This window comes from Streptomyces sp. NPDC053431 (genome assembly GCF_044544925.1).
GTDB lineage: Bacteria > Actinomycetota > Actinomycetes > Streptomycetales > Streptomycetaceae > Streptomyces.
Genome location: NZ_JBITXX010000003.1, coordinates 53,459 through 74,134, shown reverse-complemented (window position 1 = coordinate 74,134; position 20,676 = coordinate 53,459). Strand labels below are relative to the sequence as shown.

The window sequence follows — 20,676 nt, the reverse complement described above, 5'->3', positions numbered from 1 at the left end:
GGCCGGTCCGCTTTCGCGGACCGGCCCTTCGAGCTGGCGGAGGATACGAGATTCGAACTCGTGAGGGGTTGCCCCCAACACGCTTTCCAAGCGTGCGCCCTAGGCCTCTAGGCGAATCCTCCGTGGAGAACATTACATGACCGGGGAGGGTGCTCGCGCACACGATTCCGGGCGGGGGGTCCGCGAAGGACGCAGGTCGGGGAGGGGGGACGGGACGGGGCTCGGATCGGGTACTCTGGGCGGAGCCCCTCACGTGGCGCTATCTGACTGAACTCCCCCAGGGCCGGAAGGCAGCAAGGGTAGGTCGGCTCTGGCGGGTGCGTGGGGGGCGCTTGCGTTCCCGGGTTGTCAGTGGGCGCCTATAACCTCGTATACGTGTCGTCTCTCGCGCTGTACCGCCGCTACCGCCCCGAGTCCTTCGCCGAGGTCATCGGGCAGGAGCATGTCACCGACCCGCTGCAGCAGGCGCTGCGGAACAACCGGGTCAACCACGCGTACCTGTTCAGCGGGCCCCGCGGCTGCGGCAAGACGACCAGCGCGCGGATCCTCGCGCGGTGTCTGAACTGTGAGAAGGGTCCCACCCCGACGCCCTGCGGCGAGTGCCAGTCCTGCCGCGACCTCGCGCGCAACGGCCCGGGGTCGATCGACGTCATCGAGATCGACGCCGCCTCGCACGGTGGTGTGGACGACGCCCGTGACCTGCGCGAGAAGGCCTTCTTCGGGCCCGCCTCCAGCCGCTACAAGATCTACATCATCGACGAGGCCCACATGGTCACCTCGGCGGGCTTCAACGCCCTGCTGAAGGTGGTCGAGGAGCCCCCGGAGCACCTCAAGTTCATCTTCGCGACGACCGAGCCCGAGAAGGTCATCGGCACCATCCGGTCGCGTACGCACCACTACCCCTTCCGGCTCGTGCCGCCCGGGACCCTGCGCGAGTACCTGGGCGAGGTGTGCGGGCGCGAGGGGATCCCCGTCGAGGACGGGGTGCTGCCGCTCGTCGTGCGGGCCGGTGCCGGGTCCGTGCGTGACTCGATGTCGGTGATGGACCAGCTGCTCGCCGGCGCCGCCGACGCCGGTGTGACCTATGCCATGGCCACGTCGCTCCTCGGCTACACGGACGGGTCCCTGCTCGACTCCGTGGTGGACGCCTTCGCCGCCGGAGACGGCGCCGCCGCCTTCGAGGTCGTCGACCGGGTGATCGAGGGCGGTAACGACCCCCGGCGCTTCGTCGCCGACCTCCTGGAGCGGCTGCGCGACCTGGTGATCCTCGCGGCCGTGCCCGACGCCGCCGAGAAGGGGCTCGTCGACGCCCCCGCCGACGTCATCGAGCGCATGCAGGCGCAGGCGTCCGTCTTCGGCGCGGCCGAGCTCAGCCGGGCGGCCGACCTCGTCAACACCGGTCTCACGGAGATGCGCGGTGCCACCTCGCCCCGGCTCCAGCTGGAGCTGATCTGCGCGCGCGTGCTGCTGCCCGCCGCCTTCGACGACGAGCGCTCGCTGCAGGCCCGCCTGGACCGGCTCGAGCGCGGCGCCGCCGCCGCGCCCCCGGCCGTCTTCACCACGACCTCTCCCGCGCCGCAGATGGGGTACGTGCCGACGGCCGAGGCGCACGTGCCGCCGCCGGCCCCCGCGCCGACGCCCGTGCCCGCTCCGCAGGCTCCGGCTCCCGCGCCCCAGCAGGCCGCCGCGCCGCCCGCTGCCGCACCCGCTTCCGCCGCCCAGCCGCAGCCCGGCGCCTGGCCCGGCGCCGCCCGGCCTGGTGGCGGCGCGCCCGGCGCGTGGCCCGGGGCATCGGCTCCGGCGGCCGCCCCGCAGCCCCCGGCCCCGGCCCCGGCCCCGCAGGCGTCCGCGCCGCAGGCCGCCCCGGCCCCGGCGGCCGGCGGCGCCGGCACCATGGCCGCGGGCGCCGCGCAGGTGCGGAACATGTGGCCGCAGATCCTGGAGGCGGTCAAGAACCGCCGCCGGTTCACCTGGATCCTGCTCTCGCAGAACGCGCAGGTCGCGGGCTTCGACGGCACCACCCTCCAGCTCGGCTTCCTCAACGCGGGCGCCCGCGACAACTTCGCGAGCAGCGGCAGCGAGGACGTGCTGAAGGCGGCCCTCGCCGAGCAGTTCAACGTGCACTGGCGGATCGAGGCGATCATCGACCCCTCGGGCGGCGCCAACCCGCCCTCCGCCGCGGGCGGCTTCTCCGGCGGTGGCGGCGGCGGTGGCGGCTTCGGCGGTGGCGGCGGCTTCGGCGGCGGCAGCGGTGGTGGCGGCTTCGCCGGCGGCCGTCCGCCGGCGCCCGCTCCGGCTCCCGCGTACACGCCCGCCCCCGCGCCGTCCCAGCCCGCCCCGCAGGCCGCCGCGGCCCCGTCGGCGTCGCCGGCCCCCGCTCCCGTACGGACCCCGGCCCCCGCGCCCACGCCCCAGGCGCCGCCGCCGGTCGCGCCCGAGGACGACGTGCCGGAGGAGGACGATCCGGACCTCGTGGACTCCGCGCTCTCCGGGCACGAGCTCATCGTGCGCGAGCTCGGCGCCACGGTCCTGGAGGAATACACCAACGAGTAGGGCCGTCTCGCTCGGTGGCCCGCACAAGGGGCATCCCGCCCCGCGGGCTACCCTGGCTGGCGTGAAGGTCCTCGTCATCGGCGGCGGCGCCCGCGAACACGCCCTGTGCCGCTCCCTCTCCCTCGATCCCGACGTCACCGCTCTGCACTGCGCGCCCGGCAACGCCGGAATCGCCGAGGTCGCCGAGCTCCACCCCGTCGACCAGCTCGACGGCGCCGCCGTCGCCGCGCTCGCCGAAGAGCTCGGCGCCGACCTGGTCGTCGTCGGCCCGGAGGCGCCGCTCGTCGCCGGTGTCGCCGACGCCGTCCGCGCCGCCGGCATCCCGGTCTTCGGCCCCTCCCAGGAGGCGGCCCAGCTGGAGGGCTCCAAGGCCTTCGCCAAGGACGTGATGGCCGGCGCCGGTGTGCCCACCGCGCGCAGCTACGTCTGCACCACCCCGGAGGAGATCGACGAGGCGCTGGACGCCTTCGGCGCTCCGTACGTCGTCAAGGACGACGGCCTCGCCGCCGGCAAGGGCGTGGTGGTGACGGAGGACGTCGAGCAGGCCCGGGCGCACGCCCTCGCCTGCGACCGGGTGGTCATCGAGGAGTTCCTGGACGGCCCCGAGGTCTCCCTCTTCGCGATCACCGACGGCACCACCGTCCTCCCGCTGCAGCCCGCGCAGGACTTCAAGCGCGCGCTCGACGGGGACGAGGGCCCGAACACCGGCGGCATGGGCGCCTACTCGCCGCTGCCGTGGGCCGCCCCGAACCTGGTGGAGGAGGTCCTGGCGACCGTCCTCCAGCCCACCGTCGACGAGCTGCGCCGCCGCGGCACCCCGTTCTCCGGTCTGCTGTACGCGGGTCTGGCCATCACCAGCCGCGGCATCCGGGTCATCGAGTTCAACGCCCGCTTCGGCGACCCCGAGACCCAGGTGGTGCTCGCCCGGCTGCGGACCCCGCTGGCCGGCCTCCTGCTGAACTCGGCCAACGGCACCCTCGCCGACCAGGCCCCGCTCGTCTGGCGCGACGAGGCGGCCGTCACCGTGGTCGTCGCCTCGCACAACTACCCGGACACCCCGCGCACCGGCGACCCGATCGAGGGTCTGGCCGAGGTCGCGGAGAAGGACGCCCCGCACGCGTACGTCCTCCACGCCGGTACGAAGCGGGACGGCGACGCCGTCCTGAGCGCGGGCGGCCGGGTCCTGTCGGTGACCGCCACCGGTTCGGACCTCACCGAGGCCCGCGAGCGTGCCTACGCGGCGGTCGGCCGTATCCGCCTTGACGGTTCGCAGCACCGTACGGACATCGCCGAGAAGGCCGCCCGGGGCTGACGCCCGGCGCCTTCGGGGCGCGGTCGTGCAGTGAACCGCACGGCCGCGCCACCGTCATCACCTTTACCCAAAGCCATTCCATCGAGTGACGGCTCGGCCATCTGGATGACGCCCGCCGACGCCCCAACTAGGGTCGGCGAAGGCGTTCCCGGTGACCTTCCGGGTGTGCTCCGGCACTTGGCCCACCGACATTGCGATGTCGGTGACGGGTGCCACAGTGGGGGAGTGAGCAACACCGCCACGGGCAGTCCCGGACAGGGCAGGAGGGGGTGATGTACGGCGTGACCGGCACCGGTTCCTCGCTCGGCGACGAGCTCGGCGCGCGCGCCGCGCGTGCCCGGGCCCTCGCCGTACTCCGCGTGCGCGGCAGGGCCCTCGGCCTCGCGATCCTCCCCGCCGCGGTCGCCGTCGTCCTCTACGCGGGCGGCGTCACCGGCCACTTCACCGGCTCGGGCTGGGACACCGCCCGCTGGGTGGTGACCGTCCTCGCCGTGGTCGTCCTGCTCGTGGCGGCGGCCGTCGCCCTGGTCGTGGCGCGGTCCCGGCCGGCCATGACCCCGACGGTGGAGCTGGCCGAGAGCTCGGCCCCCGACCTCTACCGGCTGGTGCGCGACCTCGCCGACCGGCTCGGCGTCCCCGCGCCCTCCGCGATAGCCCTCACGCCGGACTGCGACAGCTGGCTGGAGGACCGTTCCCACCCAGCGCACGGCCGGGGCCCCGGGCGTCACCAGGCCGGGGAGGCACCCGTCCTGGTCATCGGCTCCCCCTTCCTGTGGTGGATGCGCGTGGGCGAGCTGCGCGCGGTCCTCGCGCCCGTCGTCGCCGGTACGGGACCGGCCGCCCACCCGGACATAGCCGCGGCCCGGCGCTTCCTGCGCGGCCTCGACGCGGCGGTGGCGGTGCCCCGGCGGCCCGGTCTCGACCCGGTCCGCAGGCTCGGCGCGGTGGGCGTGGGCCGACTGGCCGGGATCCTCCTGAAGGGCTGCCGCGGTCACGCCGCCGAGATGGAGCGGGGTGTCGCCGCGGCCGGCTCGGAGCGGGCCCAGGCCGTCGACTACGGCGTACGGATCGTCGCCCAGGAGCAGGTCGGCCTCGCCTACGCGGGCTGGGACCGGCTGCTCACCCGGGTCGCGCTGCCCGCGTGGCGGATGGGCCGCTGGCCCGCACGTCTGGACGCGGGCGTGGTCTCCGCGCTCACCGAGCTGTCCCGCCGCGACCGCCTCGCCGAGGGCTTCACCTCCCGTCTGGGCGAGCGCCCCGCGTGCGACCTCCTGGAGGAGCCGGGCGCGGTCGACGAGGCCACCTCCCTCCTGGCCGCCCGCCTCTTCCACGGCGTCCCGGCCGAGCCGGGACCGGGCTGGGCCCCGGTGGAGTGGAGCGAGTACGCGGAGGAGGTCGTCGACCGCAAATGGCGCGCGGACGCGTCCCGCCTCCACCAGGTCCTCGAACGCCTCGGCCCGACCCCCACCCGGACCCCGTCCGCCCCGGCCCAGGAGCACGCGCGGCCCGACGGGTCCCCCGACCCCCTCCCCACCGCCGACCCCCCGAGCCCACCCACGGCCGACGGCGCCCCCCTCCCGACCCCGATCGACGGCACCCTCCCGACTCCGATCGACGGCGCCCTGCGCCCGGCCCCCGCCGACGCCCCCGCCGACGCCGACGCCCCGAGCGTCCCCGCCGCCGACGGCGCCCCCGAATCCGACCCCGCCCCCGCGGGCCCGACCCGCCCGACCACCCCTGTCCCGCCCGCGCCCGCCCGCGTCGGGGAGGTCGTCGGCGTGGACGGGAGCGACGCTCCCACGCTCTCCCGGGTCATGGCCCATCTCGCCGCTCCTCAGGCCGGTGACGGCGGGGCCGCCGACTCGCTCGCCGCCGCGCTCACCGCGCAGACGGCGCGTGAAGAGGGGATGCGGCCCGTGGCGCCCGCGGCCGAGGGGCCGGACGGGCCGCTGCCGCTGTTCCCGCTGCAGCCGCCGCGGAGCGGCCGGGACCTGCTCGCGGACCACGTGACGGCGATGGTGTGCTGCGCCGCCGTCGACACGGCCGAGGCGGCCCCGGGGCTCGACTGGCTGGACGGGCCCGCGCTGTTCGTCCGCGGCGAGCGGAGCACGGATCTGACCGCCGCCGTCCTCGCGCTCGTCGAGGAGGGGGACCCGGCGCCGCTGCGGGCCTGGCTCGCCAGGACCGGGGTGCGCCCGGAGAAGCCCGTACGGCTGCTCTGAGCCGGCTCGGAACCGGCCCGGGACCGCCCCGGAACCGGCTCCGAACCGCCGCAAACGCGGAGGGCCCTCTTCCACTCTCGCCAATTCGCGACGAAGGGTGACGGAGTGCGTGCGTTATGTGATGTGCTGGAGACCGGCACTGACAGAGGCAGTATCCAGAGGCACTGACCAGCCGACCGGGGGAGTCGAGGGAGGGCGCGGCATGGGGGCGGAGCAGATCAGGCGGTGGGAATCGGGCGCGCTGGCCCATGCGGTCTCGGATCCCTTCGGCCAGGGCCCGTTGCCCTGGCTGCGCGGCTCGGAGAACTACTTCGACGACACCGGCCAGATGGTCCCCTGGTACGCGGACGAGACCCTGGCCCGCGGCGGCACCGGCGGCCCCCGCACCGCCGACGACGTGCACGGCCAGATCAAGGGCTTCGCGTCGAACGGCGCCGTCGCGCCCGGCGAGGCGATCGACTTCCACATCACCGTGGACCCGCCGCAGCAGTTCTCGGTCGACATCTACCGCATCGGGCACTACGGCGGCGACGGCGCCGCCAAGATCACCACGAGCCCCCGGCTCTCCGGGATCGTCCAGCCGGCCCCGCTGACCGCCGACCGTACGGTGTCCTGCCACCACTGGTGGCAGTCCTGGCGGCTGCAGATCCCGTCGTACTGGTCGATCGGCGCGTACGTCGCCGTGCTCACCACCGCCGACGGCTACCGCTCCCACATCCCGTTCACGGTTCGCGACAGCCACCCGGCGGACCTGCTGCTGGTGCTGCCTGACGTGACCTGGCAGGCCTACAACCTCTACCCGGAGGACGGCCACACCGGCGCCAGCCTCTACCACGCGTGGGACGAGGAGGGCCGGCTGCTCGGCGAGGAGGAGGCGGCGGTGACCGTCTCCTTCGACCGCCCGTACGCGGGGGCGGGCCTGCCGCTGCACGTGGGCCACGCCTACGACTTCATCCGCTGGGCCGAGCGCTACGGCTACGACCTGGCGTACGCGGAGACCCGCGACCTGCACGCGGGCCGGGTCGACCCGAGCCGCTACCGGGGCCTGGTCTTCCCGGGCCACGACGAGTACTGGTCGGTGCCCATGCGCCGTACGGTCGAGCTCGCCCGCGACCAGGGCACCTCGCTGGTCTTCCTCTCCGCCAACACCATGTACTGGCAGGTGGAGCTCGCCCCCTCCCCGTCCGGCGCCCCGGACCGGCTCCTCACCTGCCGCAAGCGCCGCGGCCCGGGCCGCCCCGCGCTCTGGCGGGAGGTCGACCGGCCGGAGCAGCAGCTGCTCGGCATCCAGTACGCGGGCCGGGTGCCCGAACCGCACCCGCTGGTCGTACGGAACGCGGACCACTGGCTCTGGGAGGCGACCGGCGCCGGCGAGGGCGACGAGATCCCGGGCCTGGTCGCGGGCGAGGCCGACCGCTACTTCCCGCGCACCGCGCTCCCCGAGCACCAGGGCCGCATCCTGCTCGCCCACTCGCCGTACCGGGACGGCGAAGGGGCCCTGCGCCACCAGGAGACGAGTCTCTACCGGGCCCCGTCCGGCGCCTGGGTCTTCGCCTCGGGCACCTTCGCCTGGTCACCGGCGCTCGACCGGCCGGGCCATGTGGACACCCGGGTCCAGCGCGCGACCGCGAACCTGCTCGACCGCATCTGCAAGAGGGACTGAGCGGGGGTCACGGGCCCCCGGGAGGGGCTCCGCCCTGATGTGCGAGAGAATCGGAGACGCTCCTGGATCAACCTACGCGGAGGAACCGTGTCCGGATTCGTAGAAAAGCCCGAACCTGTCCAGGTCCCGGGCCTGACCCATCTCCACACGGGCAAGGTTCGCGACCTGTACCGCAACGAGGCGGGCGATCTCGTCATGGTGGCGAGCGACCGCCTGTCCGCGTACGACTGGGTGCTGCCGACCGAGATCCCCGACAAGGGCCGGGTGCTGACCCAGCTGTCGCTGTGGTGGTTCGACCGGCTCTCCGACCTGGTCCCCCACCACGTCCTGTCGACCGAGCTGCCGGCCGGCGCCCCCGCCGACTGGGCGGGCCGCACCCTCGTCTGCAAGTCCCTGAACATGGTCCCGGTCGAGTGCGTGGCCCGCGGCTACCTCACCGGCTCCGGTCTCGTGGAGTACAACGAGTCCCGCACGGTCTGCGGCCTCGCCCTGCCCGAGGGCCTGACCGACGGCTCGGAGCTGCCCGCCCCGATCTTCACCCCGGCGACGAAGGCCGCCGTCGGCGACCACGACGAGAACGTCGCGTACGAGGAGGTCGCCCGGCAGGTCGGCGCGGAGACCGCCGCCAGGCTGCGCCAGACGACCCTCGCCGTCTACTCCCGCGCCCGGGACATCGCGCGCGAGCGCGGGATCATCCTGGCGGACACCAAGTTCGAGTTCGGCTTCGAGAGCACCCCGGAGGGCGAGCACCTGGTCATCGCCGACGAGGTCCTCACCCCGGACTCCTCCCGCTTCTGGCCGGCCGCCGAGTGGCAGCCGGGCCGCGCCCAGCCCTCGTACGACAAGCAGATCGTGCGGAACTGGCTGACCTCGCCGGCCTCCGGCTGGGACCGCACGAGCGAGCAGCCGCCGCCGTCGCTGCCGGCCGAGGTCGTGGAGAAGACCCGTGCCAAGTACGTGGAGGCGTACGAGCTGCTGACCGGGAAGACCTGGTCCTAGCCCCCGTCGTCGTCCCGCTCCCGTCCGCCCCGCGGCGACGACGGGAGCGGGACGACCGGACCTTGGGGAACGACCGGGCCTTGGGAACGAGAAAGCCCCCGGTCGATTCGACCGGGGGCTTCTTCATGGAGCGGACGACGAGATTCGAACTCGCGACCCTCACCTTGGCAAGGTGATGCTCTACCAACTGAGCCACGTCCGCATGCGCCTTAGCGCGCTGCTAACTATACACAGGTTCGCGGGTGCCCCGGACCCGGTTTTCCGGTCCGCGACCCGTGGCCGTCATCACACCCCGTGAGGACATACGACGAAGGCCCCGGTTCCGAGAACCGGGGCCTTCGCTCCCTGAGCGGACGACGAGATTCGAACTCGCGACCCTCACCTTGGCAAGGTGATGCTCTACCAACTGAGCCACGTCCGCATGCCTCCGACCGGCTTTCACCGGGCGGTGCGAGCACCACTCTACCTGATGCACCGGAGTGCCTGGTAACCGTGATGCAGAGCGGGTGACAGGGATCGCACACTGCGCCTTCCCCCTGGAAGGGGGCTGTTCTGCTACTGAACTACACCCGCACGCTGCGTGAGGTCCGGCCCTGCGGCCTCGCCCCTCGGCGTGATCCAGACTTTAGCGGATCATGGGGGGTGCAGCGCAAATCCGCGTCAGCTCGCGGCGAGGAAGGCCTCGTAGACCCGCTTCGGGATCCGGCCCCGGGTGGGCACCTCCATCTTGTTGGACTGGGCCCAGGCGCGGACCGCGGCGGGGTCGGGGGCGAGCACCGTGTGCTTCTGCGCTCCGGGGGCGCTCTTCGGGCCGGATCCGGTGCCCTGCTTGGCGCTCAGCTTCCGGCCGGCGGCCAGGTAGGGGGCGAGGGCCTTGCGCAGTTTCTTTGCATTGGCGGGATTCAGGTCGATCTCGTACATCTTCCCGTCCAGGCCGAACGCGACCGTTTCCGCCGCCTCTCCGCCGTCGATGTCGTCGAAGAGAGTGACCACTACACGCTGTGCCACGGATATCGGTCCTTTCCTGCGGAGGGCCGGGTCGCTTCGGCGTGGACACCGCTCTGACGTGCGGTGATGCCGAGATGGCGGCGCTCCGGGGGCAACGCTGTGCTCGTTGAAGTTTCTCTGCATTCCCTTTGTACAGCGACCGGTGTCGCATTGTGAAGCCCACTCAATTGTTTCCGCGTGTCTCGGTCGGCGCGTGATATTCCACTTGAATTCACCGGCCCGGTGTCGAGGGGTGCTTTGTAGGATCCTTCAGACTTCTACTCGCGTAGAATTTGGAGGCAGGTACGCTGAAGGAACCGCCCACGCAACACACCACCGGGAGTGCCAGTGGCACGCGTCGTAGTCGACGTCATGCTCAAGCCGGAGATCCTCGACCCGCAGGGACAGGCGGTGCAGCGTGCACTGCCCCGCCTCGGATTCGATGGCATCGCCGACGTCCGCCAGGGGAAGCGCTTCGAGCTCGAGGTGGAGGGACCGGTCGACGAGGCCGCCCTCGCCCGCATCCATGAGATGGCCGAAACCTTCCTTGCCAACACCGTGATCGAAGACTTCGTCGTGAAGGTGGAGTCGTGACCGCACGCATCGGCGTCGTCACGTTCCCCGGAACGCTCGACGACCAGGACGCGCTGCGCGCCGCCCGCCTCGCGGGCGCCGAGCCCGTCTCGCTGTGGCACCGCGACAAGGACCTCAAGCAGGTCGACGCGGTGGTCCTCGCGGGCGGCTTCTCCTACGGCGACTATCTGCGGGCCGGAGCCATCTCCCGCTTCTCGCCGGTGATGGAGACGATCATCGAGCAGGCGAAGGCGGGCATGCCCGTCCTCGGCATCTGCAACGGCTTCCAGATCCTCACCGAAGCCCACCTGCTGCCCGGCGCCATGCTGCGCAACAACCACCTCCACTTCATCTGCCGCGACCAGAAGCTGCGGGTGGAGAACGCGGAGACCGCCTGGACCTCGGACTACACCCGGGGCCAGGAGATCGAGGTCCCGCTCAAGAACATGGACGGCCGGTACGTCGCCGACGAGCGCACGCTCGACGAGCTGGAGGCCGAGGGGCGGGTGGCCTTCCGCTACCTGGACATGAACCCCAACGGCTCGCTGCGAGACATCGCGGGCATCACCAACGCCGCGGGCAACGTGGTCGGTCTCATGCCGCACCCCGAGCACGCCGTCGAGCCGCTGGTCGGCACGGGCAAGACCGACGGCCTCGGTTTCTTCACCTCGATCCTCAAGAAGCTGGTCAACGCCTGATGACTCTGGACACGGTCAAGCACGCGACCGAGACGCCCGACGTCGAGCAGCCCTGGAAGGACCTCGGCCTCAAGCAGGACGAGTACGAGCGCATCCGCGAGATCCTCGGCCGCCGCCCCACCGGCGCCGAGCTCGCCATGTACTCCGTCATGTGGTCCGAGCACTGCTCCTACAAGAGCAGCAAGGTCCACCTGAAGCAGTTCGGCGAGAAGGCCCCGAAGAACGACGCCATGCTCGTCGGCATCGGCGAGAACGCGGGCGTCGTCGACGTCGGCCAGGGCTACGCGGTCACCTTCAAGGTCGAGTCGCACAACCACCCCAGCTACATCGAGCCCTACCAGGGCGCGGCCACCGGCGTCGGCGGCATCGTCCGCGACATCCTCGCCATGGGTGCCCGCCCGGTCGCCGTGGTCGACCCGCTGCGCTTCGGTGCCGCCGACCACCCCGACACCAAGCGCGTGCTGCCCGGCGTCGTCGCCGGCATCGGCGGCTACGGCAACTGCCTGGGCCTGCCCAACATCGGCGGCGAGGTCGTCTTCGACTCCTGCTACCAGGGCAACCCGCTGGTCAACGCCGGCTGCATCGGCGTCATGAAGCACGAGGACATCCACCTCGCCAAGGCCTCCGGCCCCGGCAACAAGGTGATCCTCTACGGCGCCCGCACCGGTGGCGACGGCATCGGCGGCGTCTCGGTCCTCGCGTCCGAGACCTTCGACGACACCAAGCCCACCAAGCGCCCCGCCGTCCAGGTCGGCGACCCGTTCCAGGAGAAGCTCCTCATCGAGTGCACCCTGGAGATCTTCAAGGAGAAGCTGGTCGCGGGCATCCAGGACCTCGGCGGCGCCGGCCTGTCCTGCGCCACCTCCGAGCTGGCCTCCGCCGGCTCCGGCGGCATGCGGGTCGAGCTGGACACCGTGCCGCTGCGCGACGCGACGCTCTCGCCGGAGGAGATCCTCATGAGCGAGTCGCAGGAGCGCATGTGCGCGATCGTGGAGCCGCAGCACGTCGACCGCTTCATGGAGATCTGCGAGAAGTGGGACGTCACCGCCACCGTCATCGGTGAGGTCACGGACGGCGACCACCTGGAGATCTTCTGGCACGGCGAGCTCATCGTGGACGTGCCCCCGGGCACCGTCGCCCACGAGGGCCCGACCTACCACCGGCCGTTCGAGCGCCCGGAGTGGCAGGACGCCCTCCAGGCCGACGACGCCGGCAAGCTGGCCCGCCCGCAGAGCGGCGCCGAGCTGAAGGACCAGGTCCTGAAGCTGGTCGGCTCCCCGAACCAGGCCTCCAAGGCGTGGATCACCGACCAGTACGACCGCTTCGTGCAGGGCAACACCGTGCTCGCCCAGCCCGAGGACGCCGGCATGGTCCGGATCGACGAGGAGTCGAACCTGGGCGTGGCCATGGCGACCGACGGCAACGGCCGGTACGCCAAGCTCGACCCGTACACCGGTGCGCAGCTCGCCCTGGCGGAGGCGTACCGCAACGTCGCCGCCTCCGGCGCCAAGCCGCTCGCCATCTCGGACTGCCTGAACTTCGGTTCGCCCGAGGACCCGGCCGTGATGTGGCAGTTCGCCGAGGCCACCCGTGGTCTCGCGGACGGCTGTCTCGCGCTCGGCACCCCGGTCACCGGCGGCAACGTGTCGCTGTACAACCAGACCGGTGACGTGGCCATCCACCCGACGCCCGTCGTGGCCGTCCTCGGTGTGATCGACGACGTCAACCGCCGCACCCCGATCGCCTTCGCGGAAGAGGGCCAGCTCCTCTACCTGCTCGGCGACACCAAGGAGGAGTTCGGCGGTTCGGCCTGGTCCGAGGTGATCCACCAGCACCTCGGCGGCATGCCGCCGGCCGTGGACCTCGACCGGGAGAAGCTGCTGGGCGAGATCCTGATCTCGGCCTCCCGCGACGGCATGATCGACGCGGCCCACGACCTGTCCGACGGCGGTCTGGTCCAGGCGGTCGTCGAGTCCTGCCTGCGCGGCGGCAACGGCGCGCGCCTGGTCGTGCCCGAGGGCCTCGACGCCTTCACCTTCCTCTTCAGCGAGTCGGCCGGCCGCGCGGTCGTGTCCGTCCCGCGCAGCGAGGAGCTCCGCTTCACCGACATGTGCGGTGCGCGGGGCCTGCCGGCCACCCGGATCGGTGTGGTCGACGGCGACGCGGTCGAGGTGCAGGGCGAGTTCAGCGCCTCCCTGGAGGAGCTGCGCACCGTGCACGAGGCGACGATCCCGGGCCTGCTGGCCTGATGGCCTGATCGGTCCCGCCTGCCGGGTGCTCACGGAGCCCTCGCCCTTCCCGGGCGGGGGCTCCGTCGTGTGCGAGGTCAGTCGCCCGGGCCCCAGAAGGTGTCCGACTCGACGATGTCCGCCACGCATTCGTCGATGTCGGAGACCTTGCCGCCGATGATCGTGAAGAAGAGACCGCCCTCCATCTCGATGCCCCGGTCGCCCCGGTCGGCATGCCACTTGTGGACGGACATGGCGTGGCCCCTGCCGTCCGGGTAGACGCCCTTGAGCTCCACGCGGAAGGTGCCTTCGCTCAGCTCCATGAGCTTCGCGTAGTGGCCGAGGACGTTGTCCCGGCCCTTGAAGTGCCCGGACATCTGGCTCTCGCCGGGCGAGTGGTGGGTGCAGTCGCCGGTCAGGAGGGAGGCGAGCGTCTCCATGTCGCCGGTGCTGAACGCTTCGTAGCCCCGGCGGACCAGAGCCGCGTCGGGGTGCTCGTGATGGGTCATGGCCCCGCCACTGCCTTTCGTGAGGGGATGTCCCCCCTTCCTCAAGTCTCGGGGCTAGCCTCTGCCCATGCCACCCGCCAAGAAGCGCACCCGCAGCTACGACTCCGCCAAGATCCGCGCCGCCGTGCTCGTCCAGTTCGGGCACGTACGGGACGCGGTGCTCGCGCTGCCGCCGGAGGTCCTCGACGGACCGACGCGGCTGGGCGCGTGGACGGTGCGGGACCTGGCGGCGCACCTCGCGTGGATGGTCGACAGCGTGCCGCTGCTGCTGGCCGAGCCCGAGCCCGCGAAGCAGGAACTGCCGCTGCTGGACTGGCCGTTCGCGACTGCCTCGGCGGCCGGGCGGATCGACGAGCACACCCGGCGGCTCGACTCCGCCGATCTCGCGGAGCTGTACGGGCGGACCGGGGAGGCGTACGGGGCCGCGCTGGCGACCGCCGCCGACACCCGGCTGCTGCCGGTGAGCCTCGGCGCGATGACCCTGGCCGACTTCCTCGTCACGCGGACCGTCGAACTCGTCGTCCACACCGACGACCTGAACGCGGCGACCGGTCTCGACATCCCCTACGACCGGCAGGCGCTGGCCGCCTGCACCCGGCTGCTCGCCGACGCCCTCGCGGCGAAGGCCCCCGGCGGCGCGGTGGAGGTGCGGGTCCCGCCGTACGCGGTGGTGCAGTGCGTCGAGGGGCCCCGGCACACCCGCGGCACCCCGCCCAACGTGGTCGAGACGGACCCGCTGACCTGGATCCGGCTCGCGACCGGCCGCGCCGACTGGGCCGCGGAGCTGGACGCGGCCCGGGTGAGCGCGAGCGGGGAACGAGCGGATCTGGCGGCCCTGCTGCCGCTGATGGCCTGACGGGCCACCGGCGACCGTAGGGCAGCGGCATCGGAACCGTACGGCGGCGGCACCGGAACCCACCGGCCACCGGCACCGGAACCCACCGGCCACCGGCACCGGAACCCACCGGCCACCGGCACCGGAACCCACCGGCACCGGAACCCACCGTGCACCGGAACCGTACGGCGCCGGCGTCCGTCCCACCCCCATGCAGAAGCAGCGCACACTCGCCGCCGCCCTCGCCGCCTCCGGGCTGGCCCTGCTGTCCGCCTGCGGTACGGGCGCGGGCTCCGGAGCCGCCGACGCGGGCGCCCCCGACCTGCCCGTCGCCGGCAGCCACTGGACGATCGCCGCGGTCACGCTCGACGGCGCCCGGTCGGTGGCCCCCACCGGAGCGCGCCTGGAGATCGCCGAGAACGGACGCGCCCAGGGCGACACCGGCTGCAACCACTTCGGCGCCGCCGTCGCCGTCCACGGTGACACGCTGACCGTCTCCTCGCAGGAGGTCACCGAGATCGGCTGCCCCGCCGACCGGGAGCGGTTCGAGCGGGCGCTGCTCAAGGCCTTCAGCGGCGAGCTCAAGGGGAAGCTGAAGCAGAAGACGCTCACCCTCACCTCGGCCGACGGCCGTAACGGCGTGGAGCTGACCGCCGAGACCGGCGTCCCGCTCGTCGGCACGACGTGGACGGTGGACGCGCTGCTCGACGGTGAGACCGCGGCCGCGCTGCCGGCCGGCTCCGAGGGCAAGGCGAAGCTGACCTTCGGCAAGGACGGCCGGCTCACCGGCAGCCTCGGCTGCAACCGGGTCACGGCTCCCGCGAAGGTCACCGACCGGACGATCACCCTGGGCGCGATCGCCACGACCCGGATGATGTGCACGGGCCCGCAGATGGAGCTGGAGACCAAGCTGTACGACGCCCTCGACGGCCCCCTCGCCTACCGGCTCGACCACCGCACCCTGACCGTCACGGACGCGGACGGCCAGGGCTTCACGGCTAAGGCGGGCTGAGGGCGGCGGGACACCCGGGGGCCGGTCCGGCGGAGCAGGTCCGGACAGGCTCCCGGGGGCCGGCCCGGCGGATCACGGCCGGACAGGCTCCCGGGGCCCGGGCCGTCAGTTCCCGTAGGGGAGGAGCCCGGCGTCCGTCCGCTCCCAGGCGGCCCTCAGCTCGGCCAGGCGCTCCTTCTCGTACGGGGCCCGGTCGGCCTGTTCGCGGGCGTCCTCGGTGAGGCGGAAGAGCTGGTCGCGCCCGCTCTTGCCCCGGTAGTACTTCCAGTCGCCGCGGCGCAGCGCCCGCTCGCCGCGCACCCGCCAGAACAGGTCGCGCTCGGGGACCTCCTCGCCGCGCAGCAGGTGTCCGGCGAGGCTGGTGCCGTCGAGGGGGTACGCGGGGTGGGGGCGGGCGCCGCCGATGTCGAGGAGGGTGGCGGTCCAGTCGGGCGAGTACACGGGCAGGTCGCTGGCCTGACCGCCGTCGATCCGGGCGGGCCAGCGCAGGATGGAGGGAACGCGGATGCCGCCCTCCTGGAGGGAGCCCTTGTTGCCGGCGAGCGGCCAGTTGTAGGAGAAGCGCTCGCCGCCGTTGTCGCTGCCGAAGAAGACGAGGGTGTCGCGCTCCCGGCCGGCCCGCTTGAGGGCGGCGAGCACGGTGCCGACGGAGCGGTCGAGGTCCTCGACCATCTCCTTGTACTTCTCGACGGAGCCGCCGTCCTGGTGCCACAGGGCGGAGCGGTCGCCGGCCTTGATCCGCCGGACGATCTCGGCGCTGGTCTCCTCGTCGCCGTCGGCGATCCAGGGCCAGTGGGGGGTGGTGAAGTTCAGGTTGAGCAGGAACGGGCGGTCGTGGTCGCGGCTCACGTACTCGCTCGCCCGCTCGGTGAGGATGCGGGTGTAGTAGCGCAGGTCCTTGTACGTGGCGTCGCCCTCGTAGAGGTCGTACTCGCCGCCGAGGCCGAGCTTGGAGTAGTACTCCAGGGCCCCGCCGAAGTTGCCGAAGAACTCGTCCCAGCCGGATCGGGTGGGGGAGTAGTCGGGGAGGTAGCCGCAGTGCCACTTGCCGATGAGCGCCGTCGCGTACCCGGCGTCGCGGAGCAGTGAGGCGAGCGTGGGGTGGGTGGGCTCCAGGCCGACCGACTTGTCGGCGATGGGCTCGGCGAGCCCGCCCTTGGTGCGCCCCGGGTAGCGACCGGTGTAGAGGCTGAAGCGGGTGGGGGAGCAGGTCGCGGAGCCGGAGTAGGCGTCGGTGAAGCGGACGCCCTGGCGGGCGAGCCGGTCCAGGTGCGGGGTGCGGATGTGCGGGGAGCCGTAGGAGGAGAGGTCGGCCCAGCCGAGGTCGTCACCGAGGATGAAGAGGATGTTGGGCCGGGGCGCGTGGCGCCCGGTGGCGGCCCGGAAGGGCCGCTCCTCGAAGGAGGCGGAAGCCGCGGGTGCGGCCGGCGCGGCCGAGGCGGCGGGGGCCGAGGTGCCGAGGGCGATGCCGGCAGCGGTGCCGGCGGCGGCGCCGCCGAGGGCACGCCGGGACAGGGGCGTGGACATACGGGTCTCCTGGTGGGAACGCAGCGGGGCACGCCGGGGGACGCCGGCGTGCGATGCCTGCGCGAGGGCAGGGGTCAGGCCTGAAGCGGGAGGGCGGGTTCAGGCGCGGCGACAGATCGCGCTCGCGACACGGGCCAGGTCCACGTGCCGGCGCGCCACAAGGGTGACCGAGGGGTCGAGGTCGCTGACGGGCTGCATGATCAGGAAGCCTGGCGGAGGCCCGTGGGTGGTGTCAACGACCGTCCCGGACCGTGGACTCCGTCACATCCCGACCGTTCGCCCCGTACCGTACGAGCGTCCGCTCGGGGAGCGGACGACCTCGGCTACCGACGGGTAACCCTTGCGGGCCTTGCTTTGTGGGCTCTGCCAAGGATCGAAGGATCAGTTCGTGGGATCCTACGAGCAGGTCGCCGGGCCTATCACGCCCCGTTCGCGAATTCGGACCGATGGTCGATCTCGCCTACACTCGGTGGCGTGCCACGTGGTGACGGACGACTCAACCACGACCTGCTCCCCGGTGAGAAGGGCCCCCAGGACGCCTGCGGCGTTTTCGGAGTCTGGGCTCCCGGCGAAGAGGTCGCAAAGCTCACGTACTTCGGGCTCTACGCCCTCCAGCATCGGGGTCAGGAATCCGCGGGAATCGCGGTCAGCAACGGCTCCCAGATCCTCGTCTTCAAGGACATGGGACTTGTGTCCCAGGTCTTCGACGAGACCTCTCTCGGTTCCCTCCAGGGTCATATCGCGGTCGGTCACGCCCGCTACTCGACCACCGGGGCCTCCGTGTGGGAGAACGCGCAGCCGACCTTCCGGGCGACCGCCCACGGCTCGATCGCGCTCGGCCACAACGGAAACCTGGTGAACACGGCCCAGCTGGCCGAGATGGTCGCCGACCTCCCCAAGAAGGAGGGGCGCGCCACTCAGGTCGCCGCCACCAACGACACCGACCTGGTGACCGCGTTGCTCGCGGGCCAGGTGGCCGAGGACGGCACGCCGCTCACCATCGAGCAGGCGGCCGCGAAGGTCCTCCCCGACGTCCGGGGCGCCTTCTCCCTCGTCTTCATGAACGAGCACACGCTCTACGCCGCCCGTGACCCGCAGGGCATCCGCCCGCTGGTGCTCGGACGCCTGGAGCGCGGCTGGGTGGTCGCCTCCGAGTCCGCCGCCCTCGACATCTGCGGTGCGACCTTCGTCCGCGAGGTCGAGCCGGGCGAGCTGGTCGCCATCGACGAGAACGGCATCCGCACCTCGCGATTCGCAGAAGCGAAGCCCAAGGGCTGTGTCTTCGAGTACGTGTACCTGGCCCGCCCCGACACCGACATCGCCGGCCGGAACGTGTACCTCTCCCGCGTGGAGATGGGCCGCCGGCTCGCTAAGGAGGCCCCTGTCGAGGCCGACCTGGTGATAGCGACGCCGGAGTCCGGCACCCCCGCCGCCATCGGCTACGCGGAGGCCTCCGGCATCCCGTTCGGCGCCGGCCTGGTGAAGAACGCGTACGTCGGCCGGACCTTCATCCAGCCCTCGCAGACCATCCGCCAGCTGGGCATCCGGCTGAAGCTGAACCCGCTCAAGGAAGTCATCAAGGGCAAGCGCCTGGTGGTCGTCGACGACTCGATCGTCCGCGGCAACACCCAGCGCGCGCTGGTCCGGATGCTCCGCGAGGCCGGCGCCGCCGAGGTCCACATCCGGATCTCCTCCCCGCCGGTGAAGTGGCCCTGCTTCTTCGGCATCGACTTCGCCACCCGCGCGGAGCTGATCGCCAACGGCATGTCGGTCGAGGAGATCGGCAGGTCGCTCGGCGCGGACTCGCTCTCGTACATCTCCCTCGACGGGATGATCGAGGCGACCACCATCCAGAAGCCCAACCTGTGCCGCGCCTGCTTCGACGGCGAGTACCCGATGGAGCTTCCGGACCCCGAGCTGCTGGGCAAGCAGCTCCTGGAGACCGAGCTGGCCGCCGGCCCGGCAGCCACCGCTGCCGCCGACGCGCTGCGCCGCCCGTAAGACCCCGCTGCAACCGCAGTACGACGACACGAAAGTTCCCAGCCATGCCTGAGTCCCCCAGTGCCGTAGGCGGCGCCAGCTACGCGTCCGCGGGCGTCGACATCGAGGCGGGCGACCGCGCCGTCGAGCTCATGAAGGAGTGGGTGAAGAAGACGCAGCGCCCCGAGGTCCTCGGCGGCCTCGGCGGTTTCGCCGGCCTCTTCGACGCCTCCGCGCTCAAGCGCTACGAGCGTCCGCTGCTCGCCTCGGCCACCGACGGCGTCGGCACGAAGGTCGACATCGCCCGCCAGATGGGTGTGTACGACACCATCGGCCACGACCTGGTCGCCATGGTCATGGACGACATCGTCGTCTGCGGTGCCGAGCCGCTCTTCATGACCGACTACATCTGTGTCGGCAAGGTCCACCCCGAGCGGGTCGCCGCCATCGTGAAGGGCATCGCCGAGGGCTGTGTCCTGGCGGGCTGCGCCCTGGTCGGCGGCGAGACGGCCGAGCACCCGGGCCTGCTGGGCCCGGACGACTTCGACGTCGCCGGCGCCGGCACGGGTGTCGTGGAGTACGACCGGCTGCTGGGCGCGGATCGCATCCGTACGGGTGACGCGGTCATCGCCATGGCGTCCTCCGGTCTTCACTCCAACGGGTACTCGCTCGTCCGCCACGTGGTGTTCGACCGGGCCGGCATGACCCTCGACCAGCAGGTCGAGGAGTTCGGCCGGACCCTGGGCGAGGAGCTCCTGGAGCCGACCAAGATCTACTCGCTGGACTGCCTGGCGCTCACCCGGACCACCGACGTGCACGCCTTCAGCCACATCACCGGCGGTGGCCTCGCCGCCAACCTGGCGCGGGTGATCCCGGACGGTCTGCACGCCGTGGTCGACCGGTCGACCTGGACCCCGGGCGCCGTCTTCGACCTGGTCGGCAAGGCCGGGCAGGTCGAGCGCCTGGAGCTGGAGAAGACCCTGAACATGGGTGTCGGCATGATGGCCGTCGTCCCTGCCGACTCCGTGGACGCGGCCCTGGCCACGCTGGCCGACCGGGGCGTCGAGTCCTGGGTCGCCGGTGAGATCACCGAGCGCGGCGACCGCACGACCGGTGCGGAGCTGATCGGGGACTACGCGAAGTAGTACATCGGAGGAAGCTACGAAGGAGCATTCCGGTTCGGGGTGCTCCTTCGTCACATCCGCCGAAGCCGCAGGCCTGGGCTGCCCCGGGAAGCCGCCGTACGGCCCTCAGCGGTCCCGGACAGCGCAGAAACCCGGTCCGGGTACCCCGGACCGGGTTTCGATGTTCAGAAGGTCAAGCGCGACGCTGAGTGGACGCCGGACCGGACTCTTCGTCCTCGTCCTCGTCGTCCGTGTTGTACAGATCCGCGTACTGTGCGTACGGGTCGTCTTCCTCGTCGTCGTCCTCGAACGGCTCGCCATTCGGCGGCTGGCTCGAAGTCGAAGCGCCCAGCTCATTGGCCAGACGCGCCAGGTCAGTCCCGCCGCTGCTGTACTTCAGCTGGCGGGCGACCTTCGTCTGCTTGGCCTTTGCCCGGCCGCGCCCCATGGCTCG

At 72.3% G+C, this 20,676-nt stretch carries 17 protein-coding genes, 4 tRNA genes and 1 other RNA gene; 13 read left to right on the top strand and 9 right to left on the bottom strand.

Annotated features, from left to right (window positions below):
• Nucleotides 1-34: 34 nt before the first annotated feature.
• Nucleotides 35-122: transfer RNA gene (locus ACIGXE_RS09740), tRNA-Ser, on the bottom strand.
• A gap of 118 nt (nt 123-240) precedes the next feature.
• Here ACIGXE_RS09740 and ffs point away from each other — a divergent pair.
• The 6 genes from ffs (at nt 241) to ACIGXE_RS09710 (ending at nt 8,749) form a co-directional block, all read left to right on the top strand.
• Nucleotides 241-339: signal recognition particle sRNA small type (ffs, locus tag ACIGXE_RS09735), an RNA gene on the top strand.
• Nucleotides 340-375: 36 nt separating this feature from the next.
• The gene (locus ACIGXE_RS09730; RefSeq protein ID WP_399745303.1) at nt 376-2,553 is read left to right on the top strand and encodes a DNA polymerase III subunit gamma and tau; all 2,178 of its coding nucleotides are present in this window, start codon (nt 376-378) and stop codon (nt 2,551-2,553) included.
• A gap of 61 nt (nt 2,554-2,614) precedes the next feature.
• Nucleotides 2,615-3,865, top strand: coding sequence for a phosphoribosylamine--glycine ligase (gene purD, locus ACIGXE_RS09725; RefSeq protein ID WP_399745301.1), 1,251 nt, complete (start codon nt 2,615-2,617; stop codon nt 3,863-3,865).
• Between the two features lie 272 nt (nt 3,866-4,137).
• Nucleotides 4,138-6,087: a hypothetical protein gene (locus ACIGXE_RS09720; RefSeq protein WP_399745299.1), complete on the top strand. Its 1,950-nt coding sequence runs from the start codon at nt 4,138-4,140 to the stop codon at nt 6,085-6,087.
• Nucleotides 6,088-6,289: 202 nt separating this feature from the next.
• Nucleotides 6,290-7,750 (top strand): N,N-dimethylformamidase beta subunit family domain-containing protein, encoded by a 1,461-nt coding sequence (locus ACIGXE_RS09715; protein ID WP_399745297.1) that lies wholly within the window; start codon nt 6,290-6,292, stop codon nt 7,748-7,750.
• An 87-nt stretch (nt 7,751-7,837) separates the two neighbouring features.
• Nucleotides 7,838-8,749 carry a phosphoribosylaminoimidazolesuccinocarboxamide synthase gene (locus tag ACIGXE_RS09710; protein ID WP_399745295.1) on the top strand — a complete coding sequence of 304 codons (912 nt, stop codon included), beginning with the start codon at nt 7,838-7,840 and terminating at the stop codon, nt 8,747-8,749.
• Nucleotides 8,750-8,875: 126 nt separating this feature from the next.
• Here the strand turns inward: ACIGXE_RS09710 and ACIGXE_RS09705 are convergent.
• The 4 genes from ACIGXE_RS09705 to ACIGXE_RS09690 all read right to left on the bottom strand — a co-directional run bounded on the left by ACIGXE_RS09705 (nt 8,876) and on the right by ACIGXE_RS09690 (nt 9,757).
• A tRNA-Gly gene (locus ACIGXE_RS09705) sits at nt 8,876-8,951 on the bottom strand.
• Between the two features lie 146 nt (nt 8,952-9,097).
• Nucleotides 9,098-9,170, bottom strand: a tRNA-Gly gene (locus tag ACIGXE_RS09700).
• A gap of 80 nt (nt 9,171-9,250) precedes the next feature.
• Nucleotides 9,251-9,322: transfer RNA gene (locus tag ACIGXE_RS09695), tRNA-Gly, on the bottom strand.
• Nucleotides 9,323-9,409: 87 nt separating this feature from the next.
• Complete coding sequence (locus ACIGXE_RS09690) at nt 9,410-9,757, bottom strand: Lsr2 family protein (RefSeq protein ID WP_399745293.1); 348 nt, start codon at nt 9,755-9,757, stop codon at nt 9,410-9,412.
• Between the two features lie 327 nt (nt 9,758-10,084).
• Between ACIGXE_RS09690 and purS the strand changes: the two genes are divergently transcribed.
• From purS to purL, 3 genes are read left to right on the top strand one after another with little or no spacing between them, the layout of a single operon-like run.
• Entirely contained in the window at nt 10,085-10,330 is a 246-nt protein-coding gene (purS, locus tag ACIGXE_RS09685; RefSeq protein WP_078076409.1) for a phosphoribosylformylglycinamidine synthase subunit PurS, read from the top strand.
• Entirely contained in the window at nt 10,327-11,007 is a 681-nt protein-coding gene (purQ, locus tag ACIGXE_RS09680; RefSeq protein WP_399745291.1) for a phosphoribosylformylglycinamidine synthase subunit PurQ, read from the top strand. Before purS ends, purQ begins: the two co-directional genes overlap by 4 nt.
• Nucleotides 11,007-13,256 (top strand): phosphoribosylformylglycinamidine synthase subunit PurL, encoded by a 2,250-nt coding sequence (purL, locus tag ACIGXE_RS09675; protein ID WP_399745289.1) that lies wholly within the window; start codon nt 11,007-11,009, stop codon nt 13,254-13,256. The genes purQ and purL overlap by 1 nt, the downstream gene beginning before the upstream one ends.
• A 77-nt stretch (nt 13,257-13,333) precedes the next feature.
• Here the strand turns inward: purL and ACIGXE_RS09670 are convergent, their stop codons facing one another.
• Nucleotides 13,334-13,744 (bottom strand): nuclear transport factor 2 family protein, encoded by a 411-nt coding sequence (locus ACIGXE_RS09670; RefSeq protein WP_399745287.1) that lies wholly within the window; start codon nt 13,742-13,744, stop codon nt 13,334-13,336.
• A gap of 67 nt (nt 13,745-13,811) precedes the next feature.
• On the opposite strand from ACIGXE_RS09670, the gene ACIGXE_RS09665 reads away from it, so the two are divergent.
• Entirely contained in the window at nt 13,812-14,600 is a 789-nt protein-coding gene (locus tag ACIGXE_RS09665) for a sterol carrier family protein (protein WP_399745285.1), read from the top strand.
• 190 nt (nt 14,601-14,790) lie between these two features.
• Nucleotides 14,791-15,591 (top strand): META domain-containing protein, encoded by an 801-nt coding sequence (locus tag ACIGXE_RS09660; protein WP_399745283.1) that lies wholly within the window; start codon nt 14,791-14,793, stop codon nt 15,589-15,591.
• 105 nt (nt 15,592-15,696) lie between these two features.
• Here the strand turns inward: ACIGXE_RS09660 and ACIGXE_RS09655 are convergent, their stop codons facing one another.
• On the bottom strand, nt 15,697-17,118 hold the full coding sequence (locus tag ACIGXE_RS09655) for a sulfatase (RefSeq protein WP_399745281.1): 1,422 nt from the start codon (nt 17,116-17,118) through the stop codon (nt 15,697-15,699).
• Nucleotides 17,119-17,217: 99 nt separating this feature from the next.
• Nucleotides 17,218-17,316 (bottom strand): putative leader peptide, encoded by a 99-nt coding sequence (locus ACIGXE_RS09650; RefSeq protein ID WP_399745279.1) that lies wholly within the window; start codon nt 17,314-17,316, stop codon nt 17,218-17,220.
• Nucleotides 17,317-17,592: 276 nt separating this feature from the next.
• On the opposite strand from ACIGXE_RS09650, the gene purF reads away from it, so the two are divergent.
• Both purF and purM read left to right on the top strand, forming a co-directional pair.
• Nucleotides 17,593-19,119, top strand: a complete 1,527-nt coding sequence (gene purF, locus ACIGXE_RS09645) for an amidophosphoribosyltransferase (protein ID WP_399745277.1) — start codon at nt 17,593-17,595, stop codon at nt 19,117-19,119.
• Between the two features lie 44 nt (nt 19,120-19,163).
• Nucleotides 19,164-20,243 carry a phosphoribosylformylglycinamidine cyclo-ligase gene (gene purM, locus ACIGXE_RS09640; RefSeq protein ID WP_399745275.1) on the top strand — a complete coding sequence of 360 codons (1,080 nt, stop codon included), beginning with the start codon at nt 19,164-19,166 and terminating at the stop codon, nt 20,241-20,243.
• A gap of 172 nt (nt 20,244-20,415) precedes the next feature.
• Here the strand turns inward: purM and ACIGXE_RS09635 are convergent, their stop codons facing one another.
• On the bottom strand, nt 20,416-20,670 hold the full coding sequence (locus ACIGXE_RS09635; protein ID WP_399745273.1) for a DUF3073 domain-containing protein: 255 nt from the start codon (nt 20,668-20,670) through the stop codon (nt 20,416-20,418).
• Between the last annotated feature and the right edge of the window lie 6 nt (nt 20,671-20,676).